Origin of the sequence: Salinicola corii (assembly GCF_008298015.1) — a bacterium.
In the GTDB taxonomy this organism is placed as follows: domain Bacteria; phylum Pseudomonadota; class Gammaproteobacteria; order Pseudomonadales; family Halomonadaceae; genus Salinicola; species Salinicola corii.
This window is the reverse complement of record NZ_VTPX01000007.1, coordinates 1-14452: the sequence shown is the minus strand read 5'-3', so window position 1 is coordinate 14452 and position 14452 is coordinate 1. Positions and strand designations below refer to the sequence as shown.

The window sequence follows — 14452 nt, the reverse complement described above, 5'->3', positions numbered from 1 at the left end:
CGGTAATGGCGAACTGGCGCGCGACAGCGGTCATGCCGTGGCTCGCTGCGGCTGGAACACGCGGTCGTCGGGTGCGCCGAAGTCCTGGAAGGTGAAGCCGCGCTCCACGGGATAGACCTCGCGGCCGGCGAGTTCGCGGATGATGCAGGCGTTGCGGTAGCACGCCATGCCGAGATCGGGGGCGACCAGGCCGTGGGTATGCAGCTCGGCGTTCTGGACGAAGATGTCGTCGTCGATGCCGATGCCGTAGTAACGGCTGACCGCATAGCGTCCGGCGCCGTCGCGGCGGATCCGCTGCTCGATCGGAGCGAGGAAGGCGGGTGTCTGCGCCGCGTAGCCGGTGGCCAGGATCACGCCCTCCGTCTGGTGTTCGAAGCGCCGGTCCTGCTCGGTGTGGGTGAAGGTCAGGTCGAAGCGGCGATGGGCGGCATCGAAGCGGCAGCTCTCGAGCTGGGCGCAGGTCAGCAGGTGGGTATCCACCTTGCCCTGCAGGCTCTTGGTGTAGAGGCGGTCGTAGATGGTGTTGATGAGCTCGAGATTGATGCCCTTGTAGAGCCCCTTCTGCTGGCGCATCAGCTCGTCCCGGGTCGCCTCGGGCAGGGCGTGGAAATAGTCGATGTAATCCGGCGAGGTCATCTCGAGCGTCAGCTTGCCGTACTCCAGCGGGAAGAAGCGCGGCGAGCGGGTGACCCAGCTCAGGGTATAGTCGTGGGTGTCGATCTCCTCGAGCAGGTCGAGATAGATCTCGGCGGCGCTCTGGCCGCTGCCGACGATCGTGATCGCCGACTTCGCCTGCAGCGCGGCCTTGTGATCGAGATAGCGGGAGGAGTGCACCACGCGCTCCGCCACCGGCTGGCAGCACGTCGGAATCATCGGCTCGTTGCCGGTGCCCAGCACCAGTCGGCGGGCGCGGTAGATACGATTCTCGTTCTTTCGAGTATCGCGGCAGCGGATGCGATAGCACTGCTCGGCGTCGTCGTAGGTGATGCTCTGGACATCGCGATTGAAGCGCAGCGACTCGAGCTGCGTGGTGACCCACTGGCAGTACCGGTTGTACTCGCTGCGCAGCAGGAAGAAGTCCTCGCGGATGTAGAAGTTGTAGAGTCGCCCCTGGGATTTCAGATAATTGAGAAAACTGAAACGGCTGGTCGGGTCGGCCAGGGTGACCAGATCGGCCATGAAGGGCGTCTGCAGGGTGGCGTCCTCGAGCAGCAGCCCGGGGTGCCAGTCGAAGCTCGAACGGCGCTCGAGGAACAGGCCGTCGAGATCGTCGATGGGATCGGTCAGGCAGGCCAGGCCGAGGTTGAACGGCCCCAGGCCGACGGCGATGAAGTCGTAGATGCGGCTCAGCATGATGACTGGCTCCAGACGGGGGATGGACGAGCGGACGGCGATGTCAGGGACGGTGCCAGCGATTCGCCGATCCGGGCGATCTCCGCGACCAGCGCCACCAGCTCCGCGAGGCGGGTCATGGGGTTGAGCAGCGTGAACTTGAGATGGAAGCGGCCGTCGACCCGGGTGCCGGCGACGACCGCCTCGCCGCGTCGCGACAGTGTCTGGCGGATCTGCTGATTGAGCGTGTCGAGATCGCCGTCGTCGTCCACGTCGTCGGGACGGTAACGGAAGACCAGCGTGCTCAACGCCGGCGGCAGCAACACCTCGATGTCGTCCCGCTGGCGCATGGCCCGGTAGGCCTGCTGCGCCAGTTCGATCACCTGGTCGAGATGGTCGCCCAGGCGCTCGGCGCCCAGCGTGCGCAGGCTCATCCACAGCTTCAGGGCGTCGAAGCGCCGGGTCGTCTGCAGGCTCTTGTTGACCAGGTCCGGGGTACCTCCCTCGGCCTGATCGCGGGGATTGAGGTAGTCGGCGTGGTAGGTGATGTGGCGCAGCTGGCGGCGATCGCGAACCAGGCAGGCGCTGCAGCTCACCGGCTGGAAGAAGGTCTTGTGGTAATCGATGCTGACCGAGTCCGCCTGCTCGATCCCGGCGAGCCAGTGACGGTGCCGGCGGGAGAGCAGCAGCCCGCCGCCGTAGGCCGCATCCACATGCAGCCAGATGCCGCGCTGGCGGCAGAGTTCGGCCATGGTGGGAATCGGGTCGATGCTGCCGAAGTCGGTGGTGCCCGCGGTGGCGACGATCGCGAACGGGATCAGCCCCGCCTCGTCGCATTCCTTCAGCGCCGCCTGCAGCGCGGCGATATCCATGCGCTTGCTGGCATCACTCGGCACGGCGATCACGGCGTCATAGCCGAGACCCAGCAGCGCGGCGGCCTTCTGCACGCTGAAGTGGCTGACCTCGGAGGTGAGGATGCGTAGCTGGCGGAAGTTCGAGGGGAGCCCGTGATGGCGATTGCCGGCGTGTCCGGGCATCGCTTCGCAGGCACTGTCGCGGGCGATACTCAATGCCATCAGGTTGGACTGGGTGCCGCCGCTGGTGAACACGCCGTCGGCATCCTCGCCGAGCCCGACGCGGGCGGCGGTCCAGTCGATCAGCTTCTGTTCGATCAGGGTCGCGCCGGCGCTCTGGTCCCAGGTCTCCACCGCCGTGTTGAGCGGCGTGGCGATCGCCTCGGCCAGGATTGATGGCAGCGTGATCGGGCAGTTGAGATGCGCGACGTAGCGCGGGTGGTGGAAATACACGGCGTGATCGAGATAGAGCCGCTGCAGCTCCTCGAGACTGGCCTCGAGATCGTCGAGCGGTCGGTCGAGGTCGATCGCTTGGAAGGCGGGCTGCAGCTCCTGGGGCTCGATGCCGCTGCAGGGATTCCGGGCGCGGGTCAGGGTGTGCCGGACCAGCTCGACGCAGCGCTGCATGCCGCTGCGGTAGGCGTCCAGCGACTGCTCGTTGAACAGGGCCAGCGGGTCGTTCCGGCCGTCGGGCCGGGAGCGTGGTAGCACAATGGCGGGAGCAAGCTCCGTGTCGTATCGCATGGCAGATCCTCCTGATTGCCTCTCTTCGGGCGCCTGAGCCGATGGCCGGAATCGCCGAGATGACGTTCCATCGGACAAAGGCGCGGCCTACGCGACGCCGTGGGCGCGCGTCGATGAACCTCGAGTGCGTTGATGCGTACTTGATGGCCCGGTGGCGTTGCCGCCAGAGACTGCCGGGCCGGATTGTCGCGTGGCGAGTCGAGACGGGAAGGCGTCCTTGCCTCCCGGTTCGCCTGGCGGGCGCTACGCTTTGTCTGAAAAATGTCTGCGCTTAACCATACGGTGTTAAAAATCGGCTCAAAATGCTCATTTACACCCTGTAAACTGGAGCGCCAGCCCGGTCCTCTTTCGCCGATTTTTCAGACAGAGCTTAGCCAGGCGCCCGCGTGGTCGAATGGTCTGTGTGGGGTTTCCTTCCGGTGAGATCAGAACTGATAGGAAACGGTCGCGGTGACGTTACGCTCCGCGCCGAAGTAGCAGTACTCGAGGGAGTTGCACGACGCCACGTACTCCTTGTCGAGCAGGTTGCCGACGTTGACCCGGGCGCTGACCCCTTGCAGACCGACCTGGCTCAGGTCATAACCCACCGCGGCATCCACCAGGGTGTAGTCGGGCACCGTTTCGGTGTTGGCGCGATCGGCATAGACATCCGCGTAGTAGCGCACGCCCAGGCCGGCATCGAGCCCGTCGAGCGCACCGCGATCAAAGGCATAGTGCCCCCACAGGCTGGCCTGGTGGCGCGGCGCATAGATGGCGTAGTTGCCGTCCTCTTCCGGGTCGTCGCTCTTGGTGTAGCGAATGTCGGTATAGCTGTAGCCGGCCTGCAGTCGGAAGTTGTCGGTCATCCAGGCCCGGGCCTGCAGCTCGATGCCCTGGGAGCGGATCTCGCCTACGGAGCGATAAGGGTCGTTGGGCTGCTCCTTGGTGGCCACGTTTTCCTGATTGATCCGGAATAGCGACAAGGTATAGAGATCGCGGCTTCCTGGCGGCTGGTACTTGAGCCCGGTCTCCCACTGTTCGCCTTCCATGGGTTCCAGTAGATCGCCTTCCGCATCGACGAAACTGGTCGGCGTGAAGGCGGTGTTGTAGCTCAGGTAGGGCGCGAGGCCATTGTCGAGCAGGTAGAGCGCGCCGGCACGACCGCTGAACTGGGTGTCGTCGAGTGTGCTTTCGCTATCGTTGAGATGGTTCTTGTTCTTGATATCGACCCAGTCGTAGCGGCCGCCCAAGGTGAGGCGCCACTGATCGATCGCCATCTGATCCTGCAGGTAGATCCCGGTCTGGCTGAGTTCATGACGCTCATCGGCCGACGTGTAGATACCCGGCACTTCGGGGTCCGCACCATAACTGGGGTTGAAAGCATCGAGATTGGGGAAGGAGCCGTAGGTCCAGGTGACGTCATTCTTGCGCTTCTGATAATCCACGCCGACCAGCACGGTGTGGTCGATGAAACCGCTCTTGAGCTTCGCTTCCACCTGGTTGTCGACGGTCCACGCCTGCAGCGACTCGCGTCCGCCGGAGTAGTAGCGGTTCAGCTCGTTGGAGTCCGGCGATACCCAGCCGAAGCCGTAGACCTGGTTCAGCTCGACGTCCGAGTTCAGGTAGCGCAGTTTCTGACGACCGGTGACGTTGTCGCTGAAGCGGTGCTCGAGGTTGTAGCCGAACATGCGCTGGGTGCGTTCGAACTTGTCGTAGTCGGCCTCGCCGTCGAAGAAGTCGTTGCTGATATGGCGGCCGTTGTGGCGGCTGACGGCGCCCTCGTAGGGCACGCCGGAGTGATAGCCGCCTTCCGGATCCTTCTGCAGGTAGGCCATCAGGGTGATGCTGGTGTCGTCGGTGGCGTCCCAGGTGATCGAGGGCGCGATGGCGTAGCGCTCCTCTTCGACATGATCGAACTGGGTGTCCGCCTTGCTGCCGATGCCGACCAGGCGATAGGCGACGCGACGCTCGTCGTCCAGCGGGCCGGAGAAGTCGAACGCGGCACTGCGCTGGCTATTGGTGCCGGTGCTGAAACGGAGCTCGTTGCGGTTCTCGAACAGCGGCTTCTTGCTGGTCAAGGCCACGAGGCCACCGGGAGACGAGCGCCCGTAGAGCACCGAGGCCGGCCCCTTGACGATCTCGACGTTATCCAGGAACCACGGATCGATCACCATCGAGCTGTAGCCGTTGGCGTCGCCCATCACCTTGAGCCCGTCGAGATAGGTGTTGCTCAGGCTGCCGTCGGAGAACCCCCGCATGACCAGATAGTCGTACCGATTGGAGGCGCCGACCTGGTTGGTATAGACCCCCGGCGTGTACTGCGCCGCTTCGCGCACCGTGCGCACGCCGCGTTCGTCCATCTCGGCACGGTCGACGTTGGATACGGTCTGCGGCGTCTCGACGATGGGCGTTTCGGTCTTGGTCGCGGCCGACTGCCCGGTCACCGTGACGGTATCGAGGTTGGCGGTTTCAGCCGACGCCGGGGTGGCGACGGTGTTGTCGCCCGTCTGCTGGGCCCAGACGGGAAGCGACAGGCAGGCGCAGGCCAGTGCACTTGCTGGGTAGCGCAGAACGTAATGCATGAACGACAGACTCCCCTTGAATGAAAATCGTTCTTATCCATGAGTGTTGCCAATAAGAAGACGTAGGGGCGTCCGGTTTCTGAACCGCAATGACAATTATTTTCAAAAAAGAGAAGAACGATACGGTGAGGGCGGCGAGTGCCGGACGATCCGGGGAAGAGGGAAGAGGGAAGAGGGAAGAGGGAAGGGCCGGGGTGTGCCGGCCCGGCCGCTCACCAGGCAATGATGGCGATGATCACGATGGCGAACAGTGCCCACTTGATGGCGTAGTAGAGCGACTTGTTGCGCTTCTTGAGCGCCTTGCCCTGGCGCCGCACCGCGTAGATGTACTTGAAGGCGCGATTCAGCCCGCCGGTGCGGTCGCTGTCGTCGTTGGGCGAGCTGGCGGCGGCCATCACGGTACGCCCGAAGAAGTGGTTGAGACTGCGGGCCCAGCCATATTTCATCGGACGTTCGATGTCGCAGAACAGGATGATGCGGTTCTGCTCGGAGCCGTTTTCGGCGCGGTGCAGATAGGTCTCGTCGAACATCACGGCCTCGCCGTCGCGCCAGCTGTACTTCTCGCCATCGACATCGATGTAGCAGCGATCGTCGTTGGGTGTGATCAGGCCCAGGTGATAGCGCAGGGAGCCGGCATACGGGTCCCGGTGCAGGGTCAGATGACTGCCCGCCGGCAGCTCGGCGAACATCGCGGCCTTGACGTTGGGAATGCCTGCCAACAGCTGCGTGGTCCGCGGGCAGAGCTGCTCGGCGGAGGCGTGGCTCTCGCCGTACCACTTCAGGTAGAAGCGCTTCCAGCCGCGGCGGAAGAAGGAGTTGAAACCGGCGTCGTCGTAGCGGGAAGAGGCCTTGATGTGGTCCTGCAGCGCCATCGCCTCGTCGCGGATCGTCTCCCAGTTGCCGGTCAGGCGTTCGAGCTCCGGGTAGTTCCGCAGGTCGTGGTAGGGGCGATCCTTGTCGCGCCCGAACAGCGTCATCAGCGCATTGATCGGCGACATGAAGGTCGAGTGATCGGAGAGCTGGCGCAACGGCTTGTGACGCACGCGCCCGCGATAGTGCGTATAGAGCACGCTGGCGACGAAAAGCAGTATCAGTATCCACTTGATCATGGGATCAGGTTCCGCTGGCGAGCCGATCGCACGGGCGATCGCGCTTCAGTGAAATTAGTTTGGTCGCTCACGATTCTCGCGAGATCGCGATCAGCGTCAAGAGATAGTCGTCGATTTTCGCCACCTGCCCGGTCAGCCGAGCGCCGGCCCGCCACTCCGGCGACAGTGTCTCCAGCAGTTCGATCGCGACGGTTCCTTCGTCGGCGTTCCAGGCGGTCACTTGGGCATGGGGAAAGTAGAAGCGCCGACGCACCAGCGGGTAGAGCGCCTTGAACAGGCTCTCCTTGAGCGAGAACGCCACGGTGAGGAACTCCCCCTGTCGCTCACCGGGCAGGTCGTCGAACCAGGCGCGTTCCGATGCCACCAGGATCTGTGGCGCCAGACGTCGCGCGCGTTCAGCGGTCATCTCCACCTCGGCATCCAGGCCGATGCCGCGACACGCTTCCTGTCCGGCGACCACCGCCGCCGCCAACCCCCGGCTGTGGGTGATCGAGCCGACGGTACCCGCTGGCCAGCGGGGGAGCCGCTCGGGATCCTGCGCCGGCGTCGCCGGTGAACCTGTCAGCTCGGCGAACGCGTGGCGGGCGCTCAGGCGGCCAGCCAGGAATTCGGCCCGACGCTTGGCCGCTGCCGTTGCCAGACGATCCGGTAGCGAGAGGTGCCAGGCATCGAGATCGGCTTCGCATAGCATCCCGGGATCGAAACGCAGGGCACTGAACCTCGCCCAGGGCCAAGCCTCCCGCCAGGGCCATTCGCTCAGTGGCGAGTGGCACCCCGGCGGCAGTGCAGTGGCGGCGGCTTCGAATCCGGACATCGCTCAGCGATCGACCAGCACGGCATCCAGCTCGACCGGCACCTCGTCGCCAATCTGCTGGTATCCCATCAACGAGAGAATCGAACGCACGGTCTGGTTCTTCATCAGTTCCCTGCCGTCCAGCGACACCGGTTCGGCATTGCGGGCGCGCACGACGTCGGCCGCCTCGCGGGTAAACCGCACCGGCAGCTTCTCCTGGCGCTGTTCGCCGTTGGAATCGGTACGGAGCGTCAGTATCTCGACCGTCGACTGGCCGACGGCCAGCGAGTTGATCCGCTCCGGCGGCAGGTGAGTGACGATCGTCACCAGGGTGGTGTTGGTGAGCGAGGACATCCATGGTGGCAGATCGCCGAGGCGATCCAGCACGTCGGTCTGGTTGAGCCGAATGGGCAGCTTCAGCGTGCCGTCCGCGCTGATCTGGCCCTCCATGCGGCGCAGGGCGTGCTCGTGGGTGATCGACTCGCCTCCGCTGGTGATCTCGGTCACCGTGGCCGTGACGCGGGACTGAACGGGGTCGAGTTGCCACGCCGCCTGGGCCAGGCCGCAGGACAGGGTCAGCCCGGCGGCCAGGCCGATACCCATGACGCGGCGAATGATCGGTTTCGGTGACATCGTGTCCTCCCTGGACATTCATGGCCTGCAATAGCGGCTGGCCTGTGCCAACCGCTTTGGTTATCATACGGCTCCCGCGTTTCAGGGCCTATAGCTCAGTTGGTTAGAGCAGGGGACTCATAATCCCTTGGTCGCAGGTTCGAGTCCTGCTGGGCCCACCATTTAAAACAGTGACTTAGCAATCTTCTCTGGTGAGTCCCATGTTCCAAGGGTACAGTTTCGGTACAGTGCCGATCCTTCAGCCCCCTGGAGATTTTCATGGCCACCATCGTCAAGACCCCCTCAGGTAGCTGGAAAGCCGTCATTCGCAAGACCGGCTGGCCGACCACCGCCAAGACCTTTCGTACCAAACGTGACGCTCAGGACTGGAGCCGCCGCACCGAAGATGAAATGGTGCGTGGTGTCTATATCCAGCGCAGTGCTTCCGAACGTATGACGCTTGAAGCGGCGCTCAAGCGTTACCTGGCCGACGTTACTCCCACCAAGAAGCCCAGCACCCAGAAGAGTGAGCGCCATAAAGCCACTACGCTCATCGAGCACTTGGGCAAATATTCCCTCGCGGCCCTGACGCCGGAGCTAATTGCGAAATTCCGCGACACGCGGCTGAACAGTCTGGGGCACCGGGGGCAGCCCATCAGCCCTAATACCGTGCGCCTCGAGCTCGCCCTGCTTGGCCACCTCTACACCGTGGCTATCCAGGAATGGGGCTTGGGCCTGACTTACAACCCCGTTCAGAACATTCGCAAGCCCAGCCCTGGAGAGGGACGCGACCGGCGCCTGAGCCCCGACGAGGAGAAGCGCCTGTTCGCCGTGCTCCGGCAGCACAGCAACCCGATGCTGGCCTGGATCGCCAGAATCGCTCTGGAGACGGGCATGCGCTCCTCGGAGATCCTGACCCTCACTCGCTCCCAGGTTGACGTAAAACGCCGCGTGGTGCGTCTCACCGACACCAAAAACAACGAAGCCCGCCTGGTACCGCTGACCCAGGCCGCCACAGAGGTGTTCAAGCAGGCGCTGAACAACCCAGTACGACCGTTCGACTGCGAGCTGGTGTTCTTCGGTGAGCCTGGCAGGGATGGAAAGCGCGGCCCCTATGCGTACACCAAGCTCTGGAACCAGGCAAAGAAGCAAGCTCGACTGGATGACTTCCGCTTCCACGACCTACGTCATGAAGCCGTCAGCCGGCTGGTGGAGGCGGGGCTATCCGATCAGGAGGTCGCCGCGATCAGTGGGCACAAATCCATGCAGATGCTCCGGCGGTATACGCATTTGAGGGCGGAGGATTTGGTAGCGAAGCTGGATATGATTACTTAACGGGTAGATAGCGCGTGATATAATATTTAGTGCTGTTGTTTGGATTTGATAAGGTAGTGGAATACGAAGTTCGGTTTTTAAGGTATGGAGGATGAGTCATGGGTGATGATGAACCATTGGAAATTGAAAGAGCTATTATTCTTGATGAAGAGAATCCTTTAAAAAATATCGACACAAGAAGTAATCAAGTGCCAATCAATAGTGAGCTTGATAAATATATATATGGTTGCTCGCAGGCGCTGTCAGCAATTAGCTCGGCCGTTGATAAGGTTAAGATATCAATAATAATGCTCGAAAACTCTAGAGATTTGCTGCCGAAAGATTCTCCATATAATGAGGCCGAGCACATAGAGTATGCTATTGAAAATTACTTCATAAGAAGCTCTTGTTTGTATGATAGATGTCTAATATTCACGGTAAAGCTGCTCGACTTGGGGGTTGCCAATGAAAGTGTTACTCATAATGTTGTTGTTACTAACGAACATGTGAAAAACAATGGTCTTTGTAAGGCTTTAAAAAGGATAAGTAAAGCATGTAAAGAGTTTTCTACTGAGCGAAACAAAATCATTCATCATGGGAGCTACAATGATGAATCCTTCTTGACTGTATCTGCAGTTCACAAGGCTAATCAGCTTTCTGTTAGTAATGGGGCAGAGCCACCGTTTGGACAAGACGTGATTGACCATTTCACTAACAAAGCTATTGAAGAGAAAAAAGTAAACTTCAATGCTCATTTAGATAAGATTCAAGGTGAAGTTCATGGTTTTTTTATAAAGGCGCTTCCGGTTTATATCTCCATGAAAGAAATTCGTAGGAGGATGTGATATAAAGATGTGTCGGGAAATTTTCCTCTGATTGTTCATCTTTACAGTGATGATATTTACCTGACACATGCCTCATGGGTTCACTATAGTTAAGCATCATTTTCTGCCATTTTCCTGGATTTTGTCGTCTTGGAGAGCCCTTTCTTGAAAGCTGGAAGACCTTGTCTCGAAGCTAGACCGAATTCAAAGCCAATAGAAAAATTCCTTGATTATAGTTGGCTGCGCTGATGCTGGTGCTTCGTTGCCAGTGGTTAAGGAACCAGCGAGCAGTCCGTTAATGATGCAGATATCCATCAATAATAATAAGAATAATGATATTATTATTCTTATTATTATTGCCCCGTTTCGGTTGCCTTTGCCTCATTGCTGTGGTATTTGTTAAATTTTGTTAATTATTTAAGTCTCTGAAATTTATTGATATTTGCGCGCGTAATTTCTTCAAAATAATACACCTTGATAATCAATATATAGTGCATTGATTGCTGTGAAAGAAGCGTGCGCTTGAGCTTTGGCTTTGCTTGGTTAGCATTGATTACATCGATATGTGATTGATGGAGTGCTAGCCATGAAAGTCGAAGACTATCTTGTTGATCGGTTCGGCCTACTGATGAGCATAACAGACCTGGCGGATCTTCTTGGTCGTTCGCCCGATGGTGTGCGAGTTTCTCTTTATTCAGATACTGAGGTCTCTCGAAAGCTGAAGCCGACGATGGTGAAGGTAGGGCGTCGTGTCTATTTCCGGACGCTCCAAGTAAAAGACGCTCTGGATTTGGAGCCTTCTGAATATGGCGCGTGTTAGTCCCTCGGTAGTACAGAAGATCCTAGGTAGGGTAGTTGCTTATCATGCCGCATTTACGCTTCTTCCCGGCGTTTCAGTTCCTGGTGCAGTTTTTCTCAGCCAAGCATTTTACTGGACGCGTAACACCAAGGCGGAGGAAAGAGGCGGGTGGTTTTATAAAAATCAGCGTGGCAGAGATAGTTGGGAGTCAGAAACAGGGCTTTCTCCAAAGCAGCAGGCTAATGCTAGGAAATCGCTAGTGGAAATTGGCGTATTGGAAGAGGAAAGGAGAGATGTACCTGCAAAAATGTGGTATCGGGTGAACTGCGAGCGCTTGCTTGAGCTTCTGGCGGAGAAATTCGACGACGACCCTTCTGGAAGTGATTGTAATTCCCAGTTTTTCCCTTTGGTCGATTCTACTATCCCTTCTGGCCAATCTGGTGATCAGGATGGTCAAACCTTGAATCGACCAAAGGGCAAATCTATTACAAAGAATACAACACAGAGTACATCAAGAAATAAAAGCGAGGCGGCCAATGCCAAGAGTCATATTGGGTCCGAATCAAAATTAACGCGGGCGGAGATGGCTGAGTTATTGGGCCAGCAAAGAGCAGACCTCATAGCCAGAAACTACGGCAGCGACAAAGTTGGAGCTCCTGCAGTAGAAGAAATGCGTAGAACCCTTCGCACGTAGGATTCAAACGGCGCGGAACGGGGGGGATGGCCCCGGCCGCGCCTAACCACGACTGCCTGCATAGGAGGCATACATGGCTAACAGACAGGGTATCACACCCGTCTTCACCGGCAGTGGCCTGTCACGGCTGTACCGATCACACGCTGTCGAACAGCACGCCATCCAGAGTGAGATTCAAACTCTGGTGATCATCGCCGGTTACGCTTGCGATTTTCTCACCGAAGGGCTGGAAGCCCTTCCCGAAGACTTCTTCACCTGCATCGAGGAGATGAAAGAGGTCATGGAGTCCATCGACCTGAAAAGTCTGGATTTTGAAAAACGGTCGCTCACTCTCCAGAGGACAAAACGGCGTCTGGAGGCCAAAGAGACCCGCCAGAATCGTCAAAAGGAGGTTTGATCATGAGCATCACAATTTCGTGCGCACGAAAAATCGCTGGTGTCGCTCTCGCGGCCACCGTCGCTCTATCGCAGCCCGCCATGGCGGGCGGGATTCCCGTGATCGACGTGTCGAATCTGACTCAGCAGATTTTGCAGGTCCAGCACATGCTTAACCAAATTGAGCAACTGAAAAGCCAGCTCGAAACGGCCAACAAGGAGCTGGACAGCATGAGCGGCGTTCGTGGCCTGGGTAATGTCATCGACTCGGCCTATGACACCGCCGTGAACGTCGATCTTAACCAGGTGCTGAATGACGCCGGCATCAGGGGAGCGAGCGAACACGGCCTGACCGGCGACGTGGCGGACCTGTACGACAGCGGCAACCAGAACACGGCGACCTGGCTTGGCCAGTCCCAAAAGTCGCTGGAACAGACGCAGGAGCGTTTCAGCGAGCTGACCGGCTTGGTGACCGAGGTCAACAACAGCCCTGACCAGAAAGACGTTCTGGACCTCCAGGCTCGTATCGGCGCCGAACAGGTCATGCTGCAAAACGAGATGGCCAAGCTGTCCATGCTCCGCTCGCAGGCCGAGGCCAATCAGGCGATGCACAACCAGCGCGTGCAGCAGATGCGCGTCGCGTCATCAGGGGAACCGTTCGAACTTGATTGGTAAGGAGGTCTTATGGATGTCAGGAAAATTTCGTGCGCACGAAATATTGCCATTGTGGTTCTGATCAGCGTTGCGCTGACTGGGTGTTTTGATGACACCCCGGATACTGGCCCGGTGCAGACCGTGGACTGGTACAAAGCGCATGACGACGAGCGCAAGGTGACACTGGAGACGTGTGGCAACAACCCTGGCGAACTCCAGGAGGCGCCGAATTGCATTAATGCACTCCAGGCGGAGCGGGCACTGTCTAGCGGTGAGCCCTTCGAGCTCGACCTGTCTAGCCTCAAAAGCGAGGAGGACTCATGAACCTGTTTGAAGGCATGTTCTCCGTCGTTGATCAGGCACTGGACCAGTACATCGTCAACACGGCTACTGACCTCATCGCTTATATCACTCCGATGTTCACCAGCATGTTGATCGTCTGGATCGCCATCTGGGGCTATTTGATGATGTTTGGCAAGGTCAGTGAGCCCTTGCAGGAGGGCGTTTTTCGCATCCTTCGCATCGGCTTCATCATGACTTTGGGGCTGACGGTCGGTACCTATATGGGCGTCGTGGTGGACGTACTGGCTCACGGCCCGGAAAAGGTAGCTGCAGTCATCACTGGCTCCAATGGAGGCGCAGCGGCCATTTTGGATAGCCTATTCTCCCGCGTTCTCGCCGTAGCTGATCAGGCCTGGGATAAAGCGGGAGTCATGAGTGGTGATTTCGGCATGTATCTGGTGGCAATTCTGATCATGGTGTTTGGTGGTGGTGTTGCCATCGTAGTGGCGTTTCTCCTGCTGGCCAGCAAGGTGGCAACGACAGTGCTGCTAGCGATTGGTCCGCTCTGTATCATCGGCCTGCTGTTTAACAGCACCCAACGCTTTTTCGAGAGCTGGCTGGGCATGGTGATTAATTTCGGCATGCTGCTGGTTTTAGGTTCAGCTATTGGGCGCATGGTCATCGATGTCAGCGAGGCGTTCATGAACATTGTGGAGTCGTCGGCAAGCAGCATGGCCAGTATGACCACAAGCGCCTATCTGATTGCTTTTTTCGCCCTTGGCATCCTTGTGCTGAAGCAGGTGCCGGCCATTGCTTCTGCATTGGGCGGTGGTGTGGCATTGGCAACTCAGGGCGCTCTGGGCTCTGCTATGTCCGCGATGCGTCCCTCAGCCATCCGCCGTCAGTATCGCGGCGTTCAACGTGATGCACGCTTAGCAGGCAGTGCGGCAACCTCTCCTTACCGTGGCGCCAAGTCTGCCTATCGTGCCTACCAGAAGCGTTTCGGTGCTGGCAACACGATGACAGGAGGATAAGTCATGAATACCAATATCAAGTGGTTAGATACCTGGCGCGTCCGCGTGGCGCGGGTAAAGCGTGGGATGGGGCTGGTCATCTCGGGCCTGTTACTGGTGGTGGGTATCCTGTTGTCTGTGGCGTTGCTCCCTGAACTGCCTGGTTTGGTCAGCGTCGCTCTTACTGGCGATGGCGAGGCTGCTCGTACCCTGTTTGTCTGCGTGGCCGGTATTGCTGTGTGTGTTCTCCAGTGGCTATGGCGCGCAACGATATATCCCGAGCTTCGGCGTGATCCATCTCAGAAGGAGACCTCATGAGCTACCGGCGCTTGACACCCGAAGAGATCGAAGACCTGCGAGCTGAGTGTAGTGGTTCAATGAAACCGGACACCAGCGTAGGTGGTATTCTTCCCACCTTGAGCGAGGTGTCATATGGCAAGAAGACAACGACGATCCTTCAGCCCTGAGTTCAAACAGGAAGCAGCACAGCTG

16 protein-coding genes and 1 tRNA gene are annotated in these 14452 nt (G+C 59.0%); 11 read left to right on the top strand and 6 right to left on the bottom strand.

Annotated elements, in window-relative coordinates; genetic code table 11:
• Nucleotides 1–30: 30 nt before the first annotated feature.
• The 6 genes from F0A16_RS12870 to F0A16_RS12845 all read right to left on the bottom strand — a co-directional run bounded on the left by F0A16_RS12870 (nucleotide 31) and on the right by F0A16_RS12845 (nucleotide 8026).
• The gene (locus tag F0A16_RS12870) at nucleotides 31–1353 is read right to left on the bottom strand and encodes a lysine N(6)-hydroxylase/L-ornithine N(5)-oxygenase family protein (protein ID WP_149435811.1); all 1323 of its coding nucleotides are present in this window, start codon (nucleotides 1351–1353) and stop codon (nucleotides 31–33) included.
• Nucleotides 1347–2930 carry a pyridoxal phosphate-dependent decarboxylase family protein gene (locus F0A16_RS12865; RefSeq protein ID WP_149435810.1) on the bottom strand — a complete coding sequence of 528 codons (1584 nt, stop codon included), beginning with the start codon at nucleotides 2928–2930 and terminating at the stop codon, nucleotides 1347–1349. Before F0A16_RS12865 ends, F0A16_RS12870 begins: the two co-directional genes overlap by 7 nt.
• 425 nt (nucleotides 2931–3355) lie before the next feature.
• Nucleotides 3356–5491 carry a TonB-dependent siderophore receptor gene (locus F0A16_RS12860; RefSeq protein ID WP_149435809.1) on the bottom strand — a complete coding sequence of 712 codons (2136 nt, stop codon included), beginning with the start codon at nucleotides 5489–5491 and terminating at the stop codon, nucleotides 3356–3358.
• A 212-nt stretch (nucleotides 5492–5703) separates the two neighbouring features.
• A complete protein-coding gene (gene lpxO / locus F0A16_RS12855) occupies nucleotides 5704–6600 on the bottom strand; it encodes a lipid A hydroxylase LpxO (protein WP_149435808.1) in 897 nt (298 codons plus the stop codon).
• A 67-nt stretch (nucleotides 6601–6667) separates the two neighbouring features.
• Nucleotides 6668–7414 carry a 4'-phosphopantetheinyl transferase family protein gene (locus tag F0A16_RS12850; protein ID WP_149435807.1) on the bottom strand — a complete coding sequence of 249 codons (747 nt, stop codon included), beginning with the start codon at nucleotides 7412–7414 and terminating at the stop codon, nucleotides 6668–6670.
• A gap of 3 nt (nucleotides 7415–7417) precedes the next feature.
• Nucleotides 7418–8026 (bottom strand): hypothetical protein, encoded by a 609-nt coding sequence (locus tag F0A16_RS12845; RefSeq protein WP_239023822.1) that lies wholly within the window; start codon nucleotides 8024–8026, stop codon nucleotides 7418–7420.
• A gap of 84 nt (nucleotides 8027–8110) precedes the next feature.
• Between F0A16_RS12845 and F0A16_RS12840 the strand changes: the two genes are divergently transcribed.
• The 11 genes from F0A16_RS12840 to F0A16_RS21745 all read left to right on the top strand — a co-directional run bounded on the left by F0A16_RS12840 (nucleotide 8111) and on the right by F0A16_RS21745 (nucleotide 14427).
• Nucleotides 8111–8187, top strand: a tRNA-Ile gene (locus tag F0A16_RS12840).
• Nucleotides 8188–8284: 97 nt separating this feature from the next.
• Nucleotides 8285–9340: a tyrosine-type recombinase/integrase gene (locus F0A16_RS12835; RefSeq protein WP_149435806.1), complete on the top strand. Its 1056-nt coding sequence runs from the start codon at nucleotides 8285–8287 to the stop codon at nucleotides 9338–9340.
• Between the two features lie 98 nt (nucleotides 9341–9438).
• Nucleotides 9439–10164: a Cthe_2314 family HEPN domain-containing protein gene (locus F0A16_RS12830; RefSeq protein ID WP_149435805.1), complete on the top strand. Its 726-nt coding sequence runs from the start codon at nucleotides 9439–9441 to the stop codon at nucleotides 10162–10164.
• A 565-nt stretch (nucleotides 10165–10729) separates the two neighbouring features.
• The gene (locus F0A16_RS12825) at nucleotides 10730–10963 is read left to right on the top strand and encodes a hypothetical protein (RefSeq protein ID WP_030073720.1); all 234 of its coding nucleotides are present in this window, start codon (nucleotides 10730–10732) and stop codon (nucleotides 10961–10963) included.
• On the top strand, nucleotides 10950–11636 hold the full coding sequence (locus F0A16_RS12820; protein ID WP_149435804.1) for a hypothetical protein: 687 nt from the start codon (nucleotides 10950–10952) through the stop codon (nucleotides 11634–11636). The genes F0A16_RS12825 and F0A16_RS12820 overlap by 14 nt, the downstream gene beginning before the upstream one ends.
• Nucleotides 11637–11709: 73 nt before the next feature.
• Nucleotides 11710–12033 (top strand): hypothetical protein, encoded by a 324-nt coding sequence (locus F0A16_RS12815; RefSeq protein WP_149435803.1) that lies wholly within the window; start codon nucleotides 11710–11712, stop codon nucleotides 12031–12033.
• A 2-nt stretch (nucleotides 12034–12035) separates the two neighbouring features.
• Complete coding sequence (locus tag F0A16_RS12810; RefSeq protein ID WP_149435802.1) at nucleotides 12036–12686, top strand: TrbJ/VirB5 family protein; 651 nt, start codon at nucleotides 12036–12038, stop codon at nucleotides 12684–12686.
• A 9-nt stretch (nucleotides 12687–12695) separates the two neighbouring features.
• Complete coding sequence (locus F0A16_RS12805; RefSeq protein WP_149435801.1) at nucleotides 12696–12989, top strand: EexN family lipoprotein; 294 nt, start codon at nucleotides 12696–12698, stop codon at nucleotides 12987–12989.
• Nucleotides 12986–13981 (top strand): TrbL/VirB6 family protein, encoded by a 996-nt coding sequence (locus F0A16_RS12800; protein WP_149435800.1) that lies wholly within the window; start codon nucleotides 12986–12988, stop codon nucleotides 13979–13981. Before F0A16_RS12805 ends, F0A16_RS12800 begins: the two co-directional genes overlap by 4 nt.
• A 3-nt stretch (nucleotides 13982–13984) precedes the next feature.
• Nucleotides 13985–14278: a hypothetical protein gene (locus F0A16_RS12795; protein ID WP_149435799.1), complete on the top strand. Its 294-nt coding sequence runs from the start codon at nucleotides 13985–13987 to the stop codon at nucleotides 14276–14278.
• Nucleotides 14275–14427, top strand: a complete 153-nt coding sequence (locus F0A16_RS21745; RefSeq protein ID WP_187776004.1) for a hypothetical protein — start codon at nucleotides 14275–14277, stop codon at nucleotides 14425–14427. Before F0A16_RS12795 ends, F0A16_RS21745 begins: the two co-directional genes overlap by 4 nt.
• The last annotated feature ends 25 nt before the right edge of the window (nucleotides 14428–14452 follow it).

Coding starts and splice junctions, on each gene's coding strand:
- F0A16_RS12860 (WP_149435809.1), bottom strand. CDS start 5,491: ATGCATTACGTTCTGCGCTACCCAGCAAGTGCACTGGCCTGCGCCTGC.
- F0A16_RS12825 (WP_030073720.1), top strand. CDS start 10,730: ATGAAAGTCGAAGACTATCTTGTTGATCGGTTCGGCCTACTGATGAGC.
- F0A16_RS12850 (WP_149435807.1), bottom strand. CDS start 7,414: ATGTCCGGATTCGAAGCCGCCGCCACTGCACTGCCGCCGGGGTGCCAC.
- F0A16_RS12810 (WP_149435802.1), top strand. CDS start 12,036: ATGAGCATCACAATTTCGTGCGCACGAAAAATCGCTGGTGTCGCTCTC.
- F0A16_RS12830 (WP_149435805.1), top strand. CDS start 9,439: ATGGGTGATGATGAACCATTGGAAATTGAAAGAGCTATTATTCTTGAT.
- F0A16_RS12865 (WP_149435810.1), bottom strand. CDS start 2,930: ATGCGATACGACACGGAGCTTGCTCCCGCCATTGTGCTACCACGCTCC.
- F0A16_RS12820 (WP_149435804.1), top strand. CDS start 10,950: ATGGCGCGTGTTAGTCCCTCGGTAGTACAGAAGATCCTAGGTAGGGTA.
- lpxO (WP_149435808.1), bottom strand. CDS start 6,600: ATGATCAAGTGGATACTGATACTGCTTTTCGTCGCCAGCGTGCTCTAT.
- F0A16_RS21745 (WP_187776004.1), top strand. CDS start 14,275: ATGAGCTACCGGCGCTTGACACCCGAAGAGATCGAAGACCTGCGAGCT.
- F0A16_RS12835 (WP_149435806.1), top strand. CDS start 8,285: ATGGCCACCATCGTCAAGACCCCCTCAGGTAGCTGGAAAGCCGTCATT.
- F0A16_RS12795 (WP_149435799.1), top strand. CDS start 13,985: ATGAATACCAATATCAAGTGGTTAGATACCTGGCGCGTCCGCGTGGCG.
- F0A16_RS12800 (WP_149435800.1), top strand. CDS start 12,986: ATGAACCTGTTTGAAGGCATGTTCTCCGTCGTTGATCAGGCACTGGAC.
- F0A16_RS12815 (WP_149435803.1), top strand. CDS start 11,710: ATGGCTAACAGACAGGGTATCACACCCGTCTTCACCGGCAGTGGCCTG.
- F0A16_RS12845 (WP_239023822.1), bottom strand. CDS start 8,026: ATGTCACCGAAACCGATCATTCGCCGCGTCATGGGTATCGGCCTGGCC.
- F0A16_RS12870 (WP_149435811.1), bottom strand. CDS start 1,353: ATGCTGAGCCGCATCTACGACTTCATCGCCGTCGGCCTGGGGCCGTTC.
- F0A16_RS12805 (WP_149435801.1), top strand. CDS start 12,696: ATGGATGTCAGGAAAATTTCGTGCGCACGAAATATTGCCATTGTGGTT.